General features: G+C 65.8%; 15 protein-coding genes and 3 tRNA genes. 11 read left to right on the forward strand and 7 right to left on the reverse strand.

Features of this window, described 5'->3' with window-relative positions; genetic code table 11:
• Positions 1-9: 9 nt before the first annotated feature.
• A complete protein-coding gene (gene egtD, locus AC3WMR_RS04455) occupies positions 10-987 on the reverse strand; it encodes an L-histidine N(alpha)-methyltransferase (RefSeq protein ID WP_492262791.1) in 978 nt (325 codons plus the stop codon).
• 399 nt (positions 988-1386) lie between these two features.
• Here egtD and AC3WMR_RS04460 point away from each other — a divergent pair, with 399 nt between their 5' ends.
• Together AC3WMR_RS04460 and AC3WMR_RS04465 are read left to right on the forward strand one after the other, a co-directional pair.
• On the forward strand, positions 1387-1719 hold the full coding sequence (locus AC3WMR_RS04460) for an ElaB/YgaM/YqjD family protein (RefSeq protein ID WP_492262792.1): 333 nt from the start codon (positions 1387-1389) through the stop codon (positions 1717-1719).
• 111 nt (positions 1720-1830) lie between these two features.
• On the forward strand, positions 1831-3213 hold the full coding sequence (locus AC3WMR_RS04465) for a phospholipase D-like domain-containing protein (RefSeq protein WP_492262871.1): 1383 nt from the start codon (positions 1831-1833) through the stop codon (positions 3211-3213).
• A 6-nt stretch (positions 3214-3219) separates the two neighbouring features.
• On the opposite strand, the gene AC3WMR_RS04470 is transcribed toward AC3WMR_RS04465, so the two are convergent.
• From AC3WMR_RS04470 to AC3WMR_RS04485, 4 genes are all read right to left on the reverse strand, one after another.
• The gene (locus AC3WMR_RS04470) at positions 3220-4890 is read right to left on the reverse strand and encodes an FMN-binding glutamate synthase family protein (protein WP_492262793.1); all 1671 of its coding nucleotides are present in this window, start codon (positions 4888-4890) and stop codon (positions 3220-3222) included.
• Between the two features lie 91 nt (positions 4891-4981).
• Positions 4982-6205, reverse strand: coding sequence for a YeeE/YedE family protein (locus tag AC3WMR_RS04475; protein ID WP_492262794.1), 1224 nt, complete (start codon positions 6203-6205; stop codon positions 4982-4984).
• A gap of 161 nt (positions 6206-6366) precedes the next feature.
• Positions 6367-7311 (reverse strand): AEC family transporter, encoded by a 945-nt coding sequence (locus AC3WMR_RS04480; protein ID WP_492262795.1) that lies wholly within the window; start codon positions 7309-7311, stop codon positions 6367-6369.
• Between the two features lie 31 nt (positions 7312-7342).
• A complete protein-coding gene (locus tag AC3WMR_RS04485) occupies positions 7343-8251 on the reverse strand; it encodes a DMT family transporter (RefSeq protein ID WP_492262796.1) in 909 nt (302 codons plus the stop codon).
• Positions 8252-8365: 114 nt separating this feature from the next.
• Between AC3WMR_RS04485 and AC3WMR_RS04490 the strand changes: the two genes are divergently transcribed.
• Positions 8366-8806: a GNAT family N-acetyltransferase gene (locus AC3WMR_RS04490; protein WP_175194739.1), complete on the forward strand. Its 441-nt coding sequence runs from the start codon at positions 8366-8368 to the stop codon at positions 8804-8806.
• A gap of 143 nt (positions 8807-8949) precedes the next feature.
• On the opposite strand, the gene AC3WMR_RS04495 is transcribed toward AC3WMR_RS04490, so the two are convergent.
• Positions 8950-9034, reverse strand: a tRNA-Leu gene (locus AC3WMR_RS04495).
• 187 nt (positions 9035-9221) lie between these two features.
• Here AC3WMR_RS04495 and AC3WMR_RS04500 point away from each other — a divergent pair.
• Positions 9222-9833, forward strand: coding sequence for a tRNA-uridine aminocarboxypropyltransferase (locus AC3WMR_RS04500; protein ID WP_492262797.1), 612 nt, complete (start codon positions 9222-9224; stop codon positions 9831-9833).
• A 163-nt stretch (positions 9834-9996) separates the two neighbouring features.
• Here AC3WMR_RS04500 and AC3WMR_RS04505 read toward each other — a convergent pair.
• Positions 9997-10081 (reverse strand) — tRNA-Leu (locus tag AC3WMR_RS04505).
• A 213-nt stretch (positions 10082-10294) separates the two neighbouring features.
• Between AC3WMR_RS04505 and rnr the strand changes: the two genes are divergently transcribed.
• From rnr to AC3WMR_RS04540, 7 genes are all read left to right on the forward strand, one after another.
• Positions 10295-12760, forward strand: a complete 2466-nt coding sequence (gene rnr, locus AC3WMR_RS04510; protein WP_492262798.1) for a ribonuclease R — start codon at positions 10295-10297, stop codon at positions 12758-12760.
• A 149-nt stretch (positions 12761-12909) separates the two neighbouring features.
• Positions 12910-13647: a 23S rRNA (guanosine(2251)-2'-O)-methyltransferase RlmB gene (gene rlmB / locus AC3WMR_RS04515; protein WP_492262799.1), complete on the forward strand. Its 738-nt coding sequence runs from the start codon at positions 12910-12912 to the stop codon at positions 13645-13647.
• Between the two features lie 63 nt (positions 13648-13710).
• Positions 13711-14955, forward strand: a complete 1245-nt coding sequence (locus AC3WMR_RS04520; protein WP_175194731.1) for a cystathionine gamma-synthase family protein — start codon at positions 13711-13713, stop codon at positions 14953-14955.
• 51 nt (positions 14956-15006) lie between these two features.
• Positions 15007-15687 (forward strand): Fe2+-dependent dioxygenase, encoded by a 681-nt coding sequence (locus AC3WMR_RS04525; RefSeq protein ID WP_025141208.1) that lies wholly within the window; start codon positions 15007-15009, stop codon positions 15685-15687.
• A 355-nt stretch (positions 15688-16042) separates the two neighbouring features.
• Positions 16043-16315, forward strand: a complete 273-nt coding sequence (locus tag AC3WMR_RS04530) for an HU family DNA-binding protein (RefSeq protein ID WP_003812968.1) — start codon at positions 16043-16045, stop codon at positions 16313-16315.
• Positions 16316-16453: 138 nt separating this feature from the next.
• Positions 16454-16529: transfer RNA gene (locus tag AC3WMR_RS04535), tRNA-Val, on the forward strand.
• 293 nt (positions 16530-16822) lie between these two features.
• The gene (locus AC3WMR_RS04540; RefSeq protein ID WP_492262800.1) at positions 16823-17617 is read left to right on the forward strand and encodes an energy transducer TonB; all 795 of its coding nucleotides are present in this window, start codon (positions 16823-16825) and stop codon (positions 17615-17617) included.

Here is a 17617-nt window from a genome sequence, read left to right on the forward strand (position 1 = left end):
GGTAGAGCGTCAGGCGCGCGCGCTGAACACCGAGAACCAGCCGCGCGCGTCCGACCAATGTTCGATGCCGTGGTAGCCCGCACTGTGCAGCAGGTCGGTGAAGGCCTGGGGCGTGAACTTGTACGAATTTTCCGTATGGATGCGCTCGCCCGCCGCAAAGTGCCGCTCGCCGCCGGGCCAACAGACGGTGACCGGGTGCAGTGCCTGCAGGTGCATCTCGATGCGCGATTGCTCGCTGTTGAACAGCGCCACATGGCGCCAGTCGCCCACGTCGAAGTCCGATCCCAGCAGGTCGTTGACGTGCCGCAGCAGGTTCAGGTTGAAGGCGGCGGTCAGGTGCAGGGCGTCGTCGTAGGCTGGCTCCAGCACTTGTCGGGACTTGACCCGGTCCACGCCCACCAGCAGGCCGCCGCCTGCGCATTGGCGCCGGATGCGTTGCAGCATGGCGCGCGCGCTGTCCGGATCCAGGTTGCCGATGCTGGAGCCCGGATAGAAGAACAGGCGTTGTTCGGGCGCGATGGTGGCCGGCAGTGCCAGCGCCTGGGAAAAGTCCTGGCCGATTGCCGTGATGCGCAGGTCCGGATACGACAGGCGCAGCCTGCGCACGGCGGTTTGCAGGTAATCGGCGGAAATATCGATGGGCACGTAGTGGCGGGGGCGCAGGCTGGAAAACAGCCGCTCGGCCTTGACGCAGTCGCCCGCGCCCAGGTCGATCAGTGTCTGCACCGGACCGATCTGGCGGGCGATGTCCTGGCCGTGGCGTTCGAAGATTTCGGCTTCGCAGCGGGTCGGGTAGTACTCAGGCAGCTGGGTGATAGCGGTGAAGAGCGATGAGCCAAGCGCGTCGTACAGGAATTTGGGATCGATATGGGCGGGGCGGTCCAGCAGCCCGTGGCCCAGTTCGTGCTGCTCGGCGCTGGCGGGTTGCGGCTGGGGCGCCAGGAAACTTGGCGCGGCGCCGGCAAGAAGTGCGGAAGGGGAAACCATGCGTTCAGTTCCTTTTTGAGGCGGTTGAAGCGCATTGCAAAGGCTTATTGTGGCGGCCAGAGGGGTTCTGGTGTCAAGTCTAAGCCTCTGAAATGCAATGGACTTTTACGAAATCGGGGGGGCGCAGCAGGCGGCCCGCCAGCAGGGGTTCATGGGGACGCTTCCCTGGGGCGCTCCCGGGCGCGGCGGCTTGGGTCCACCGCCTCCAGCAAGTTTCGGGCCACTGAAATATCGGTTAACGGCTGGTTGCGAAAGCTCGGGCGGATACGCGCGGCGCCGGTCACAATGCCCCATGGCTTTGCGGAGCGCGACGGCTCCGCACCGTGCCGCCCGCGTCGTGCCTTGTACGCGACCGGGGCACACGGCAGGCCCAACCCGCACTACGCATTAGGAGCGACTATGAATAGAAAGAATCAGCGCGCTGAAATAGCCCTGCATCGCGACCGGGTGAACGACAGCTTCCAGGAGCTGCTCGCCGGCACCGAAGACCTCTTGCGTTCGACGGCTTCCTATACGGGTTCGGAAATCGAAGCGGCCCGCTCGCGCCTGAAGCGTCAATTGGCCGATGCCCGTGAATCGGCCGGCGATTGGGAGGGCGCGGCGCTGGAGCGCGCCCGTCGCGCCAAGGCCTACGCCGACGAATACGTCCACGAAAACGCCTGGAAATCCGTCGGTGTGGCCACGCTGGTGGGCGTGTTGCTGGGCTGCTGCCTGCTGGCCAACCGGCGCTAGGCGCGGCGCGCCATGAGGCCGCCATCCACGTCCCCACGGGCCGCTTGCGGCCCGTTGTCGTGGCGGGCGGGGTGGTGGACCGCTTGGCGGCCCGGGTTGCGTGCGGCGGCGCTGGCGTGCGTGACCGCCACGCTGGCCGCCTGCGCCAGCGTGCCCGATGCGCAAGAACGAGCTGCCCGCAAGGCGCAGGCCGGCCTGTCGGCCGATGCGGCCCAGGACAGCTACCGCCGCGGCCACGATATCGCGGCCAACTCGAGCACCCCCAAAGACGATTTCCTGGCGCGCCACCTGGCGGTCGAAGAGGCCGTCAGCGGCGCGCCGCTGGTGGCCGGCAATCGCGTGCGCCTGCTGGCCGATGGCCCCAGCACCTACCAGGCCATGTTGCGTTCCATCGCGCAGGCGCGGCGCTACGTGCACATGGAAACCTACATCTTCGACGACGACGAAGAGGGCGCGCGTTTTGCCGAGGCCCTGATCGCGGCGCGCAACCGCGGCGCCGACGTGGCCCTGATGGTGGACGCGGTGGGCACGATCAAGACGCCCGATGCGCTGTTCCAGCGTCTGCGCGACGCGGGCGTGCAGGTGGCGGTATTCAACCCCGTCAGCCCGGTCAACGGCAGCCGGGCAGGCTGGTCGCCCAACCAGCGCAATCATCGCAAGATCCTGGTGGTCGACGGCAAGGTCGGCTACCTGGGCGGCATCAACGTCAGCGGCGTCTATGCCTCGTCGCCTTCGGGCGGACGCGGCGGTTCAGGCAGCGTGGGCAGCGGCCCCGACGCCAAGCATAAGGACGCCAACGCGGCGCCGTGGCGCGACACGCACCTGCGCATCGAAGGGCCTGCCGTCACCCAACTGGAAGCCGTGGTGCGCGCCGGCTGGGAATCGCAGACCAAGGAAACGCTCAGGGGCGGCGGCGAGGTGATCGCGCCGCCCGCCACCGGGCCGACGCGCGTGCGCATCCTGTCCAACCAGCCGGACCGCAGCGATGGCTATACGGTCTACCTGACGCTGATGTCGGCGTTCGAGAGCGCGCAGAAGTCCATCCACATCACCATGGCGTACTTCGTGCCGGACCCCGCCTTTGTGGACGTGCTGGCCGCCGCCGCGCAGCGCGGCGTGGACGTGGTGCTGGTGCTGCCGGGTTTCAGCGATTCATCGTTGGTGTTCAATGCCGGCCGCTCGCACTACGGCAAGCTGCTCAAGGCGGGCGTGAGCATCTACGAACGGCGCGATGCGCTGCTGCATGCCAAGACGGCCGTGGTGGATGGGGTCTGGTCCACGGTGGGGTCCAGCAACATGGACTGGCGCAGCTTCGCCCTGAATTACGAGGTCAACGCCGTGGTGCTGGGGCCGGATTTTGCCGCTGAAATGGAAGCGCTGTTCCAGCGCGACGTGGCCGATTCGGTGCGCATCACGCCCGAGGCCTGGCGAGCCCGGGGCGTGGACGACCGATTCATGGAGTTCTTCTCGCGGATGTTCGAGCGCTGGCTGTAGCGGCCTTCAGGCCGGCGCGCCCTGGGGCGGATGCGCCAAGGCGTATTCCTGCGCCAGCGCGGTGCTGAGGTCGTGCGTGGGCTGGAACGAACTGGCCTGCGCCATGGCCCAACCTGCGCGAAACACCTGGTGGCGGAATTCGCCGCGCAGCAGTTCGCCGGGCGTCAGTTCGGGGAACAGCGCCGACAACAGGCGGATCTCGCTGGAGGAGATGCGGCGGGCGATATGGTGGGGCCGCAGCTGGCCAGGGTGCGTCAGCCCGGCGGCGGCCAGCAATTCGGCCAGCGCGTGCAGCGTGTTCTTGTGGAAGTTGGCCACGCGCTGGGCCTTGTCCGGCACCACCAGCGCGCGCTGGCGCAGCGGATCCTGGGTGGTCACGCCGGTGGGGCATTTGCCCGTGTGGCAGGCCTGCGCCTGGATGCAGCCGATGGCGAACATGAAGCCGCGCGCGGCGTTGCACCAGTCGGCGCCCATGGCCATGACGCGGGCCATGTCGAAGGCGGTGATGATCTTGCCCGAGGCGCCCAACTTGATGCGGTCACGCAGGTTCACGCCGATCAGGGTGTTGTGCACCAGGCGCAGGGCTTCGCGCAGCGGCGTGCCCACATGGTCGACGAATTCCACCGGCGCGGCGCCCGTGCCGCCCTCGGCGCCGTCGACCACGATGAAGTCGGGCGTGATGCCGGTTTCAAGCATCGCCTTGACGATGGCGAACCATTCCCAGGGGTGGCCCACGCAGAACTTGAAGCCCACCGGCTTGCCGCCGGACAGTTCCCGCAGGTGGGCCACGAACTTCATCAGGCCGATGGGGGTGTCGAAGGCCGAATGGCTGGCGGGCGAATTGCAGTCCTGCCAGGCGACCACGCCGCGCGCTTCGGCGATTTCGGGCGTGACCTTGCCGGCCGGAAGAATGCCGCCATGGCCCGGCTTGGCGCCTTGCGACAGCTTGATCTCGATCATCTTCACCTGCGGCGTACAGGCGTTCTTGATGAAGGCTTCTTCAGAGAACGCGCCGTGCTCGTCGCGGCAGCCGAAGTAGCCCGAGCCGATGTTCCAGACCAGGCTGCCGCCCGGCTGGCGGTGGTAGCGGCTGATGCCGCCTTCGCCCGTGTCGTGGGCGAAGTTGCCTTGGCGCGCGCCCTCGTTCAGGGCCAGCACGGCGTTGGCAGACAGGGCGCCAAAGCTCATGGCCGACACGTTGAAGGCCGACATCGAATACGGCTGGGTACAGTCCGGCCCGCCGACGGTCACGCGGAAATCGGTGTCGCCGATGTGGGTGGGCGACATGGAATGGTTGATCCATTCATAGCGGTCACCGTAGACGTCTTCCTGGGTGCCGAAGGGGCGCTTGTCGATCTCGCGCTTGGCGCGCTGGTACACGATCGAGCGCTGCGCGCGCGAGAACGGCGAGGCCTGGGTGTCGTCTTCCAGGAAGTACTGGCGGATCTCGGGGCGGATGAATTCGAACAGAAAGCGCAGGTTGCCCAGCACCGGGTAATTGCGGCGAATGGCGTGGCGCGTCTGGATCAGGTCATACACGCCCAGGACGCCCAGCATGGCCAGCGGGATAGCGGCCCACAGCCACCAGAGCGAGCCGGTGGCGGCCAGCACGGCGGTCACGGCGGCGCCCGCCAGGGTCAAGATAAAGGCCGTGAAGCGGCCGGCAATCCATTGCATGTCCATCTCCGTGTTGCGGAATGCAGCAACCTTACACCACGGCGGACGTAAAAATGCCCCCTGGCAGGGGGCATTGCTGGAACAGTGTTTTTCAGCAGCTGGACGCCGCGGGCGTCTTTTCGACCGCCAGGCCGAACAGGGGGCGCAGGCGCACGCCCAGGGCGCTGCCCGCGAATGCGGCCGGCAGCCACAGCCAGGCATGCAGGCTGCCCGACAGGATGCCGCTGAAATACGCGCCAATGTTGCAGCCGAAGGCCAGGCGCGCGCCGTAGCCCAGCAGCAGGCCGCCGATGACCGCGCCGGCCAGCGAGCGGGCGGGCACCTTCCAGACCGGCGCGAACTTGCCGGCGGCGCTGGCCGCGGCCAGGGCGCCCAGCATCAGGCCGATGTCCATGACCGTGGTGACGTCCTGGCGCAGCGGCGCGCCCAGCGCGGCCTGCTTGCTCCAGTAGGCCCAGGTGGCCACGTCGCCGCCCATGGCATCGAGCGCCTTGGCGCCCCACAGTGCGAACGCCGATGTGATGCCCCAGGGGCGGCCGGCCAGCGCCAGCGTGGCGAAGTTCAGCACGACCAGTGCCACGCCGCCCCAGATCAGCGGCCACGGGCCTTGCAGCAGCGACGCGGGCCGGGCCGTGCGCGAGGCGAACGACACCACGTGCCCGTGGCGGCGCTTTTCCAGCACGGTGGCGATCCAGGCGATCAGGGCGAACACCGCCAGGTTGGCGATGATGGCGGGCGCCAGGCCCCAGGTCTTGATGAGCGAGGTGGGTGCCAGCGCGGGCAGGGTCGACCACCAGCCGAAATTGGCGGTGGCGATGACCGAGCCGATGATGAAGAACAGCAGCGTGACCAGCATGCGGGTGTTGCCGCCGCCGACCGCGAAGAGCGTGCCCGAGGCGCAGCCGCCGCCCAGCTGCATGCCGATGCCGAACAGGAAGGCGCCCAGCAGCACCGAGACGCCCGGGGGCGATACCAGGCCATTGACGGGCTGGCCGAACAGCGAGCCCTGCGCGAGGAAGGGGAAGAACAGCAGCACGCCCACGGCCAGCATGAACATCTGTGCGCGCAGGCCGGCGCCGCGGCGGTCCGACACGAACACGCGCCAGGCCTGGGTGAAGCCGAACGACGCATGGTAGAGCGCCACGCCCAGCAGCGCGCCGACGATCCACAACGCGCCCTGGCGCCAGCTGACCGTCTGGTTCAGGTACAGGGCGCCGGCCAGCACCAGCAGCAGCGCGATCCAGAGCGGCTTGCGATTGATCTGGATGGGCGGCAGTGCCGAGGGAAGGGGAAGGGCGGAGGCGTTGGTGCTCATGGTCGAGTCCCGGGAAATCGGTCAGTCAATGCAAACGGGCGCGTCGCCGCACCCGTCATCGTCGATAAAGTCTAAAGGCCTGAAATCATTTCTCAAAGCATCTATTTTTTCTTCTTTAATATCTAAAAGTTATATAGCGTACGGTGTTGGCCGTGCGCCCGTCACGAGATCGGGTGGGCGCTGATCCAGGCGACCAGCACGCTGACAGTCAAGACGGACAGCACCGTGGACACCAGGATCGCGCGCGAAGTGACGCGGGCATCGCGGCCGTACATCTTGGCCAGCATGAACGGGCCGGTGCCGATGGGCAGGGCGCTCATCAGCACGGCGGTCCAGGCCCACAACGGCGGCATGGTAAACACCTGGAACGCCAGCAGCGCGGTCACGGCGGGCTGCAACAGCAGCTTGCTGGCGACCAGCCGCAAGACGCCCGGGCCGGGGCTGGCCGTTTCGGTCTGGGCCAGGAACAGGCCGATGGTCACCAGCGCGCAGGGGCTGGCGGACGCACCCAGCAACGACACGTAGCGGTCCACGCCCTCGGGCAGCGGCACGCCGGTACCGGCCCAGGCCAGCCCCATTACCGGCGCGGCCAGCAACGGATTGCGCATCAGCGCACGGCCGACTTTCACCAGCGTGGCGGCCAGGCTGGGCGCCTGCTGGCGGTCGAATTCGATCAGGGCGATGGCCACGCCGAACAGCACGCTGGCCGTCAGCAGGGTGGTGAACGCGGCGGGTGCCAGGCTTTCGGCGCCGAACAGCGCCAGGCAGAGCGGAATGCCCATGTAGCCGGCATTGGCGTAAGAGGCCGCCAGGCCTTCGATGCTGCGGTCGGTCAGCTCGCGCGGCCCGCGCTTGCGGGCTACGAACGACACCAGGAAGGTCACGGCGATGCCGCCAGCGAACGCGCCCACGAAACCCCAGTGCGCCATGTGCGCCAGGTCCACTTGCGTCATCGCGCGAAACAGCAACGCGGGCAACGACAGGTACACCACGTAGCGGTTCAGGGCGTCGGTGGCGCCTTCGCCCAGCACGCGCCACCGCGCTGCCAGCCATCCGGTGAGGATCAGCGCAAAGACCGGCAGGGCGGCGGTGATGACGGCATTCATGGCGGCAGGGAGCGTAGGCGCGAAAAGGCGCTCATTCTACCGGGCGGGTGGCTGGCGCCGGCCGCGCCGACCGCGTCACCAGCAGGATGCCCAGTGCGGCCAACGCCATGCCGGGCCAGGCCAGTGGCGGAATCGGCTCTTGCAGTACCAACAGGGCGATGACGGCCGTGGCGGGTGGCACCAGGAAGAACAGGGCGGACACGCGCGAGGCCTCGCCGTGGCGAATCATCGCCAGCAGCAAGGTGATCGCGACCAGCGAATTGCCGACCACCAGGTACGCCAGCGAGCCGAGCAACGGCGCGGTCCATTCGATATGCATGGGTTCCAGCCACCACGCCAGCGGCGCGCTGACCAGGAGACCCACCGCGTACTGGATCGTGTTGGAGGTGACCGGATGGGTCTGCACGCCGAAGCGTTTCTCATACAGCGTGCCGCTGGTGATGCACAGCAGGGCAGCCACGGCGAAGGCCAGGCCGAGCGGCGACGCCAGGTCGACCGAGGCCTTGGACACGATGACCAGCGCGGCGCCGCATACGCCCAGTCCCAGGCCGGCCCAGCGGCGGGCATCGACGCGTTCATGCGCGATGGCTGGCGCCAGGAGGCCGATCAGGATGGGTTGCAGCGAGGTGATCAGCGCCACGCCGCCGGCCGACATGCCGTGCTTGAGCGCCAGATAGGTAAAGCAGAAATAGCCCGCCTGCAGCAGCAGGCCGACCATGGCCAGGTGGCCCCAGGCGCCCGCGCCGCGCGGCAGCGGCGGGCGCAGCGCCAGCAGCAGCGGCGTCAGCAGCAGCACCACGCAGGCATAGCGCAGCGCCAGGAAGGTCATCGGGTCGGCATAGGCCAGGCCCACCTTGAGCACCACGAAGCCGCTGGACCACAGCAGCAGGAAAAGCGCGGGGGCGAATTTCAACCAGGCAGGCGTGGCGGCTTGTGGCATGTCGAGAGGCAAGGGTAGGCCAGCCGCGATCGTACGCCTGTTTCACCAGCGCGCCATCCCTGCGAAAATGGCGGCGACGGATTCATCTACAGCGGCAACGCGAAGGAAAACAACATGGCTAGCGAAAAACCGGCGGTACGCATCTCCCTGGGAACGTGGGACCGCCTGCGCGACGACGCCTCGTCGGTGCGTTATGAGGTGTTCGTGATCGAACAGAATGTGCCCCCCGAAGTCGAGATGGACGATGACGACGCGGTTTCGGTGCATGCCGTGGCCTACGCCGCTGACGGCACGCCGCTGGGCACCGGACGCCTGTTGCCCGACGGCCATATCGGCCGCATGGCCGTACACAAGCGGGCGCGCGGCCTGGGCGTGGGCGGCCTGCTGCTCGATGCCCTGATCGGGCAGGGGCATGGAGACGGCCATCGCATGCTGGTGCTGCACGCGCAGACTCACGCCAAGGGCTTCTACGAAGCGCACGGTTTCAGCGTGGAAGGCGAGGAATTCATCGAAGCCGGCATCGCGCACGTCGTGATGACGCGGGTGCTGGCTTAAGGCCTGGACGCGGCCCGCTGTGCGGCGGGCCGGTGGCTTCGCTTGGGCGGTGGAGCGGGCAGCAGAAAAGAAAAAACCCCGGTCGCATTCGCGAACGGGGTTTTTCTTGGCGCATCACGACAGGTACCTCGTGATGTAATAATTGGTGCCCAGGAGAGGACTCGAACCTCCACACCTTGCGGCACATGGACCTGAACCATGCGCGTCTACCAATTCCGCCACCTGGGCGCTGTTGCTTCACATTTCGCGGCGCTTGTCGTTTGCTTTTCAGCTAGCGGCTTGCGTTTCGTTTCGTGTTCAGCAGCAGAGGAACGAGATTATGCATACTTTTTTTAAAGTGTGCAAGTCATGCCGCTTTTTTTTCACTTTTTTTGGCTTTTTTTTGAAGGCGCCGCTTTCGCTATAGTGTCGCCCCATGTCACGTACCGTCTGCCTGCGCTGCAAGCGCCCTGAATCCCATTGCCTGTGTGCCCTGATTCCCGCCTTGGCGCCGCGCACGCGCGTGCTGGTGCTGCAGCATCCCAGTGAAGCGCGCCATGCCTTGAACACGGCCCGGCTGGCGGTGCTGGGTCTGGCGGGCGCGCGGCGGTTGGTGGGTGAGTATTTTCGGCCTGAGCAATGGGCCGAGCCGGGCTGGGCATCGCATGTGCTGTTTCCGGGCGAGGGCGCAGAAGTGCTGAAGCCCGGTTGTGTCGCGGCCAGCGGCGACCCGGTGCAGTTGATCGTGCCGGACGGCACCTGGACGCACGCACGCAAGCTGCTGCACATCAATCCCGAATTGGCCGCGCTGCCGCGGGTAATGCTGCCCGCGGGATTGACGACGCGTTATCGGGTCCGGCATGCCGACATCGCCGGCGCCTTGTCCACCATCGAAGCGGTGACCCATGCGCTCAATGCGCTCGAGGCGCCGCACAACTTCGATGCCCTGCTGCGGCCGTTCGAAGCCCTGATCGATGGGCAGATCGAAGGCATGGGCGCTGATCTGTATGCGCGCCATCACCTGAATAGAAAGGTGCCCTGGCGTTGAGTGGGGGTGGCGCGGGTCGGGTGCCACATGCGCGCGTCGCATTGAGTGCCACATGCGCGCGCCGCAAAGCAAAAGGCCCGGTAATCTTTCGATTACCGGGCCTTTCAACTTTTTAATCAACGCCGCCTGCATCGTGATGCCAGCCGCCTTGATCGGAATTCCGTGGTGCCCAGGAGAGGACTCGAACCTCCACACCTTGCGGCACATGGACCTGAACCATGCGCGTCTACCAATTCCGCCACCTGGGCACTGAGAGATTTCGGTAAAGACTTTGTGATACGCTGCCGCTCAGTTGCATGGGTTTAGTGTTTTACACATTACCTATGCTGCCGGTGCAGTCTGAATCACAAAACAGTATGTAGTTAAAAAATCAATCTACAATCCGTCTCGACCACTTCTGCTTCAGTGTTCAGCCTTGGGCGAACCACAGAAGCTGCGCATTATATACGGAAAATTTAGCTTTGGCAAAACGATCGAATAACGAATCGAACAACAACAGATCCACTCCGTTGCCGGAAGCGCCGCCTGACTTCGACCCCGATGTCCCGTCCCGTGAAGCCATCCTGAAAGCGTTGCGATCTGCGGGGGCGCCGTTGTCTCCCGTGGAGCTGGCCGAACGCATGGGCGTCGAGCGTCCCGCGACGCTGGTGGGTTTCGAACGCCGCCTGGGCGCCATGGAACGCGACGGCCAGTTGATGCCCAACCGCAAGGGCGTCCTGCTGCTGGCGACCAAACTGGATTTCGTCGCCGGCAAGGTGCTGGGTCACCGCGACGGTTTCGGTTTCCTGTTGCGCGACGACGGCGGGCCGGACCTGTTCCTGTCGCCGCGCGAAATGCTCAAGGTGCTGCATGGCGACCGCGTGCTGGTCAAGCCGTCGGGCGAATACCGCGGCAAGCCGGAAGGCACCATCGTCGAAGTCATCGAACGCCGCACCAACAAACTGGTGGGGCGTTTCCTGCATGAGCACGGGCTGTCCATCGTGGTGCCTGAAGACCAGCGCATCAAGCACGACATCCTGATCCCGCCCAGCGACACCAACGGCGCCCAGCATGGGCAGGTGGTGGCGGTCGAGATCATGGAGCAGCCCACCCGCCACACGCAGCCGCTGGGCCGCGTGGCCGAGGTGCTGGGCGAAATCGACGATCCCGGCATGGAAATCGAGATCGCGGTGCGCAAGTTCGACGTGCCCGTGGAATTCTCGGAAGCCGCGCGCAAGCAGGCCGCCCGCCTGCCCGACGTAGTCCGCAAGAGCGACCTGAAAGACCGGGTCGACCTGCGCGACGTGCCGCTCATCACCATCGACGGCGAAGACGCGCGCGATTTCGACGACGCCGTCTATTGTGAAGCCGTCGAACTGGGCACCGGCCAGCGCAAGCGCCCGGGTTGGCGCCTGCTGGTGGCCATTGCCGACGTCAGCAACTATGTGCGTCCCGGCGACGCGCTGGACGACGATGCGATCGAGCGCGGCACCAGCGTGTACTTTCCGCGCCGCGTCATTCCGATGCTGCCGGAATCGCTGTCCAACGGCCTGTGTTCGCTGAACCCGGACGTCGACCGGCTGGTGCTGGTGTGCGACATGGTGATCCCGGCGACCGGCGCCAAGGCCGGCACCGTCACCGCGTACCAGTTCTATAACGCGGTCATGCACTCGCACGCCCGCACCACCTATACCAATATCTGGGCGGCCCTGCAGCAGCCTGGCGGCCCGGCCGCCCATGCCATGCGCGCCGTCATGCCGCAGGTGCAGAGCCTGTACGAGCTCTACCACCTGCTGTCGCAGAGCCGCAAGAAGCGCGGCGCCATCGACTTCGATACGGTCGAGACCAAGATCGTCTGCAACGAACTGGGCCGCATCGAACAGATCGTGCCGTCGGTTCGCAACGATGCCCACAAGCTGATCGAAGAATGCATGCTGGCCGCCAACACCTGCGCGGCCGACTTCATGACGCGCAGCAAGCATCCCGGCCTGTACCGCATTCACGAAGGCCCGACGCCCGAGCGCCTGCAGTCGCTGCGCGAGTTCCTGCGCACCATGGGCCTGTCGCTGGGCGGGGGCGAGACGCCCACGGCCAAGGACTACGGCGACTTCCTCGATTCGGTGCGCGGCCGTCCTGACTACCAGCTGCTGCAGACCATGTGCCTGCGCTCGATGCAGCAGGCCATCTACAGCCCGGACAATCTGGGCCACTTTGGCCTGGCCTATCCCGGCTACAGCCACTTCACCTCGCCGATCCGCCGCTATCCCGACCTGCTCACGCACCGCGTGATCAAGGCCCTGCTGGCCGGACAGCGCTACGTGCCCAGCCTGGACGACCAGCCGGTCGTCATTGGCCGCACCCAGCGCGAACACGAACACGCCATCTGGGAAAAGATGGGCCTGGTGCTGTCGGCCAGCGAACGCCGCGCCGACGAAGCGTCGCGCGATGTCGAGGCCTGGCTCAAGTGCTGGTTCGTCAAAGAGCGCGTGGGCGAAGACTTCAGCGGCACTGTCACCGGCGTGGCCAGCTTTGGCATTTTCGTCACGCTCGACACCCTGCACGTGGAAGGCCTGGTGCACGTCTCGGAACTGGGCGGCGAATACTTCCAGTTCAACGATGCGCTGCACGAGCTGCGCGGCGAACGTACGGGCATGCGTTACCGCCTGACCGACAAGGTCCAGGTGCAGGTGTCGCGCGTGGACCTGGAAGCGCGCCGCATCGAGTTCCGCCTGGTGCAGGGCACCAGCTTCGACGCCTTGCGCAAGGCGGCTGCCCGCGGCCCCGACGAAGGTCCGCGCCGCGTGAAGAAGGCGGCGGCGCCCAAGCCGGCCGCGCTGAAAGGGCAAACCGCCAAGGAACGGCGCGCCGAGGCCAAGAAGGCCGGCAAGCCGGCCAAGGCCCCGCAACGCGCCGCACCGGCCAAGAAGGCCGTGCGCAAGCGGCATTGACCCGACTGCGTCCGGCCTGGCGGCATGCCCGCGGGCCGGACGGGGGCAAAGCGCCCCATAAGGGGTAACATTGCGCCTATGGCCGGCTCTTGTCCGGTGGCCCGCTCCGCTCTGGAGCGGGTATTCGTTTATCTAAAGGTATTGCATTTATGGCGTCGACCCAAGTTCTTGCCGGGTTTCACGCGGTGGTCGCGCGGCTGCGCCACGCGCCCGAGTCGATCAAGGATATTTACGTAGAAGCGTCGCGCCGCGACAAGCGCATGCAGACGTTCATCGAACAGGTCGAAAAGGCCGGCTGCCGCCTGCACCCCGTGCCCATGGAGCGCCTGGACGGCCTGGCCCGCGGCACCCGCCACCAGGGCGTGGTGGCGCTGGCCGACGAACGCCAGCTGGCCGTCGACGTCGACGAAGTGCTCGACGTCGTCGAAGGTCCGCCGCTGCTGCTCATTCTGGATGGCGTGACCGACCCGCACAATCTGGGTGCCTGCCTGCGCACGGCGGACGCCGCTGGCGTGCACGCCGTGATCGCCCCGCGCGACCGCGCGGTGGGGCTGAACGCCACCGTGCAGCGCGTGGCCTGCGGCGCGGCCGATACCGTGCCCTACCTGATGGTCACCAATCTGGCGCGCACCATGCGCAGCCTGAAAGACCGCGGCGTGTGGCTGGTGGGCACCGACGACCAGGCCACCGACAGCATGCACAAGATCGACGCGCGCCAGCCCATGGCCTGGGTCATGGGCGCCGAAGGCGAGGGCATGCGTCGCCTGACCCGCGAAACCTGCGACCAGCTGGTCAACATTCCCATGCTGGGTTCGGTCGAAAGCCTGAACGTCAGCGTGGCCAGCGCCGTGTGCCTGTACGAGACCGTGCGCCAGCGCCAGGACTGATCCCGCGCTGCTTTCTTTGGTACTTCCTTTTTTCGTCGCCCATTCTTTTCCGCGTAGCCCATCATGCACCAGAACGGCTTTACCACCACGATCCTCCATTCCGACCGCCAGCAATCCGTCGAGCACGGAGCGGTGCACAAGCCAATGCATCCGTCGTCCGAGTTCGCCTACGACGACGCGCGCGAGCTGGCGGCCGTATTCCAGGGCAAGGCGGGGTTCACCTACGCACGCCAGGGCACGCCCACCACCACGGCGCTCGAAGCCAAGATCAACCACATGGAAGGCGGCAAGGGCACGGTCAGCTTTTCCACGGGCATGGCCGCGCTGGCCGCGATTTTCACCACCTTGCTGCGTAGCGGCGACCACCTGGTGTCCAGCCAGTACGTGTTCGGCAACACCAACAGCCTGTTCGGCACGCTGCTGGAGCTGGGCGTCGAGATCACCTTCGTGGATGCCACCGATTCCGCGCAGGTGCGCGCGGCCATTCGGCCCAATACGCGCATGGTGTTCACCGAGACCATCGCCAACCCCGGCACGCAGGTTGCCGACCTGGCCGTCATCGGCGAGATCTGCCGCGAAAAGGGCCTGGTCTATGTGGTCGACAACACGCTGACGTCGCCGTGGATGTTCCGGCCGTCGACCGTGGGCGCCTCGCTGGTGATGAATTCGCTGTCCAAGTACATCGGCGGCCACGGCAATGCGCTGGGCGGCGCGGTGACCGACACGGGCCTGTACGACTGGTCGAACTACGCCAATATCTACGACACCTATCGCAAGGGCGCGCCCACCAGCTGGGGCCTGACCCAGATCAAGAAGAAAGGCCTGCGCGACATGGGCGGCACGCTGGCGGCCGAACCCGCGCACCGTATCGCGGTGGGCGCCGAGACGCTGGCGCTGCGCATGGCCAAGCATTGCGCCAATGCGCTGGCGCTGGCGCGCTTCCTGGAAGAGCACCGCGGCGTGGCCAAGGTGCACTACCCGGGCCTGGCCAGCCATCCGCAGCATGCGCGTGCGGCCGCGCTGTTCGGCTCGCGCTTTGGCGGGCTGCTGGGCGTGGAACTGGCTGATGGCGTCGATTGCTTCGACTTCCTGAACCGCCTGCGCATCGTGCTGATGGCTACCCACCTGGGCGACACGCGCAGCCTGGCGCTGCCCGCCGCGCACACCATCTACTACGAGATGGGTGCCGAACGCCGCAAGCAGATGGGCATCGCCGACAGCCTGATCCGCGTGTCGGTGGGCATCGAAGACGAAGCCGATCTGCTGTTTGATTTCGATCAGGCGCTCAACGGCTGCCTGCAGGGATAATCCACGGGGCGTCGGCGCGCCAGCGCGCCGGCCGCAATAGGGCAGGAACCCATGCTGATACAGATTGCCGAAGTCTTTTCTCCCATCGAGGCGGCCGATATCCGCCGCCGCCTGGAGGCCGCCGACTGGATCGACGGCAAGGTCACGGCGGGCTACCAGTCCGCCGAGGTCAAGCGCAACCGCCAATTGCCCGAACAGCACCCGCTGGCGCAGGAACTGGGCAACCTGATCCTGCAACGCCTGGCAATCAACAACCTGTTCATGTCGGCAGCGTTGCCGCGCAAGATCTTCCCGCCGCTGTTCAACCGCTATGAAGGCGGCGAGGCCTTCGGCTACCACGTCGACAACGCCGTGCGGGGCGTCACCGGCACCGCCGAACGCGTGCGCACCGACCTGTCCGCCACGCTGTTTTTCTCGGACCCCGATTCCTACGATGGCGGCGAATTGGTCATCGACGATACCTATGGCCCGCGCGCGGTGAAGCTGCCGGCGGGGCACATGGTGCTGTATCCGGGCACCAGCCTGCACAAGGTCAATCCCGTGACGCGCGGCGCGCGCGTGAGCTCGTTCTTCTGGATGCAGAGCCTGGTGCGCGAAGACAGCCAACGCGCCTTGCTGCTCGATATGGACGTGGCCATACAGCGCTTGAACCAGGACACGCCGGGCCATCCGTCGATCGTTCAACTGACCGGCATCTATCACAATTTGCTGCGCCGCTGGGTCGACGTCTGATGCCGTTTTAAAGCGCGTTGTGGCGGTGTCGCGCAAACCCCGAAATGCGCGTTTTTGTTTATTGCGAAAAGACCTAAAAGCTAGTATTGGTGCGGGTTGTGGTGAGGTTTTCGCTTGACAGCCGCTCTACGCCAAGGCCTAATACACGTCTGCGTCGCTGACGGTTTGAGGGCTCGAAAGCCCTTGAAACCCAAGCGGCGCAGCAGTTTAAAAGTTGTGCTTTGCAGCGCAAGAAAAAGTTTATCCACTAGTCTGTTCGTCGTTTGTCGGGTCTTCGCGTCAAGTCGTGGCCTTCCCATGACAGCCATGAACTGCACTCCCGGCAGACTCCATACCTTGTGAGGGGTACACCTGAATGAACAAAACCGAACTCATCGATCACATCGCCAGCAAGGCCGATATCTCCAAGGCTGCCGCCGGTCGTTCGCTCGACGCCCTGATCGGTGCCGTCAAGACCACCCTGAAGAAGGGCGGTACGGTCACCCTGGTGGGCTTTGGCACGTTTGCTGTGTCGGCCCGCGCCGCGCGCACCGGCCGCAACCCGCGCACGGGTGAAACCATCAAGATCAAGAAGGCCAAGGTGCCGAAGTTCCGTCCGGGCAAGGCCCTGAAGGACGCCGTCAACTAAGACGGCATGGCGAATCTCCGCGGCCGCGTCGCCCGGTGATTTGCCGACAGGTACGCGGTCCGGTATACTCCGGCCCGCGTATTGCTTTTGAGTACCCCGGCAGGCGTTTTTCGCAAAGTCGAAATCCGCAACCAAGACGGGTGCTTAGCTCAGTTGGTAGAGCGGCGCCCTTACAAGGCGTAGGTCACAGGTTCGACCCCTGTAGCACCCACCAGAAGCATTCAGCGGTCTTTGCACCGCTCAGGCCGAAATAATGGCCCGATCCAAAACCCGCACACCTCGCCGTGGCGGGTTTTTTGTTTTGCGCGCGCTATGTAGCAGGCAGTGTGCGAACCGATCCTATTTTGAGCTGCATCAAGAGGTGTTACTCTGTTCCAGCTGAAATATGGCGTGCGAATCATTCGCATTTAAGATATGATGTTCGGCTTGTACCGGTCAGCCGGCGGCGCCTTCGGGCGCGCGTCTTTTTCTGGCTGGCCAGATAAGTTAATGCACCCTGGCTGATTCATGCCTAGCTTTCAACGTGGTTTGAACTCTACTCCGACGTCTTCATTTGGTATTCGCGCAGGCGCTGGCCTGGCGGTCGTTGCGCTACACGCCGCAGTGGTCTACGCCGTTTACATGGCACCCGCAAGCCGTCCTGAATTGGAGGAACCCGAGGCCATCATGGTGAGTGTGGTCGACGCGCCCATTCCCCAGATCGCCAAAGCCGAGCCCACACCGGAACCGCCGCAGCCGGTCGTTGAAACGCCGCCGCCGCAGCCCGAGGTCGAACCCGAGCCCGAGCCGGAACCCGAGCTCAAGCCCGAGCCTGAACCCGAGCCCGAACCGGTGGTCGAGAAGCCGCCAATGCCGGCGCCCAAGCCCAAACCCAAGCCCAAACCCAAGCCCCAGCCCAAGCAGGAAGCCAAGCCCGAACCCAAGACGGAAACGCCGCCGGTGCAGACGCCGCCGGCAGGTGCGCCGGAAGGTACGCAGGCGCCGCAGGGTCCGCAGCAGGGTCCGCCGCCGGACCAGCCCGTGCTGGTGTCCAGCATCGAGTTCCAGGGCGCGCGACCCATGCCCAACTACCCGATGGCGTCGCGCCGCATGCGGGAAGAGGGCCGGGTCATGGTGCTGGTGGAAATCAATACCCAGGGTCTCGTCGAGCGGGCGACCATCGACGTGTCTTCGGGCTTCCCGAGGCTTGACGAATCGGCGCTGGCCGCCGCTCGCAAGGGCCGTTTCAAACCGTATACCCGCAATGGCGTGGCTTACCCTGCCAAAGCAAAAATTCCGTTCGATTTCGTAATGAGGAACTGA

The sequence above is a fragment of the Achromobacter sp. FW305-C-28 genome (assembly GCF_058783235.1).

Coding starts and splice junctions, on each gene's coding strand:
- AC3WMR_RS04520 (WP_175194731.1), top strand. CDS start 13,711: ATGCACCAGAACGGCTTTACCACCACGATCCTCCATTCCGACCGCCAG.
- AC3WMR_RS04470 (WP_492262793.1), bottom strand. CDS start 4,890: ATGCAATGGATTGCCGGCCGCTTCACGGCCTTTATCTTGACCCTGGCG.
- rlmB (WP_492262799.1), top strand. CDS start 12,910: ATGGCGTCGACCCAAGTTCTTGCCGGGTTTCACGCGGTGGTCGCGCGG.
- AC3WMR_RS04475 (WP_492262794.1), bottom strand. CDS start 6,205: ATGAGCACCAACGCCTCCGCCCTTCCCCTTCCCTCGGCACTGCCGCCC.
- AC3WMR_RS04525 (WP_025141208.1), top strand. CDS start 15,007: ATGCTGATACAGATTGCCGAAGTCTTTTCTCCCATCGAGGCGGCCGAT.
- AC3WMR_RS04530 (WP_003812968.1), top strand. CDS start 16,043: ATGAACAAAACCGAACTCATCGATCACATCGCCAGCAAGGCCGATATC.
- AC3WMR_RS04460 (WP_492262792.1), top strand. CDS start 1,387: ATGAATAGAAAGAATCAGCGCGCTGAAATAGCCCTGCATCGCGACCGG.
- egtD (WP_492262791.1), bottom strand. CDS start 987: ATGGTTTCCCCTTCCGCACTTCTTGCCGGCGCCGCGCCAAGTTTCCTG.
- AC3WMR_RS04480 (WP_492262795.1), bottom strand. CDS start 7,311: ATGAATGCCGTCATCACCGCCGCCCTGCCGGTCTTTGCGCTGATCCTC.
- AC3WMR_RS04540 (WP_492262800.1), top strand. CDS start 16,823: ATGCCTAGCTTTCAACGTGGTTTGAACTCTACTCCGACGTCTTCATTT.
- AC3WMR_RS04485 (WP_492262796.1), bottom strand. CDS start 8,251: ATGCCACAAGCCGCCACGCCTGCCTGGTTGAAATTCGCCCCCGCGCTT.
- AC3WMR_RS04500 (WP_492262797.1), top strand. CDS start 9,222: ATGTCACGTACCGTCTGCCTGCGCTGCAAGCGCCCTGAATCCCATTGC.
- AC3WMR_RS04490 (WP_175194739.1), top strand. CDS start 8,366: ATGGCTAGCGAAAAACCGGCGGTACGCATCTCCCTGGGAACGTGGGAC.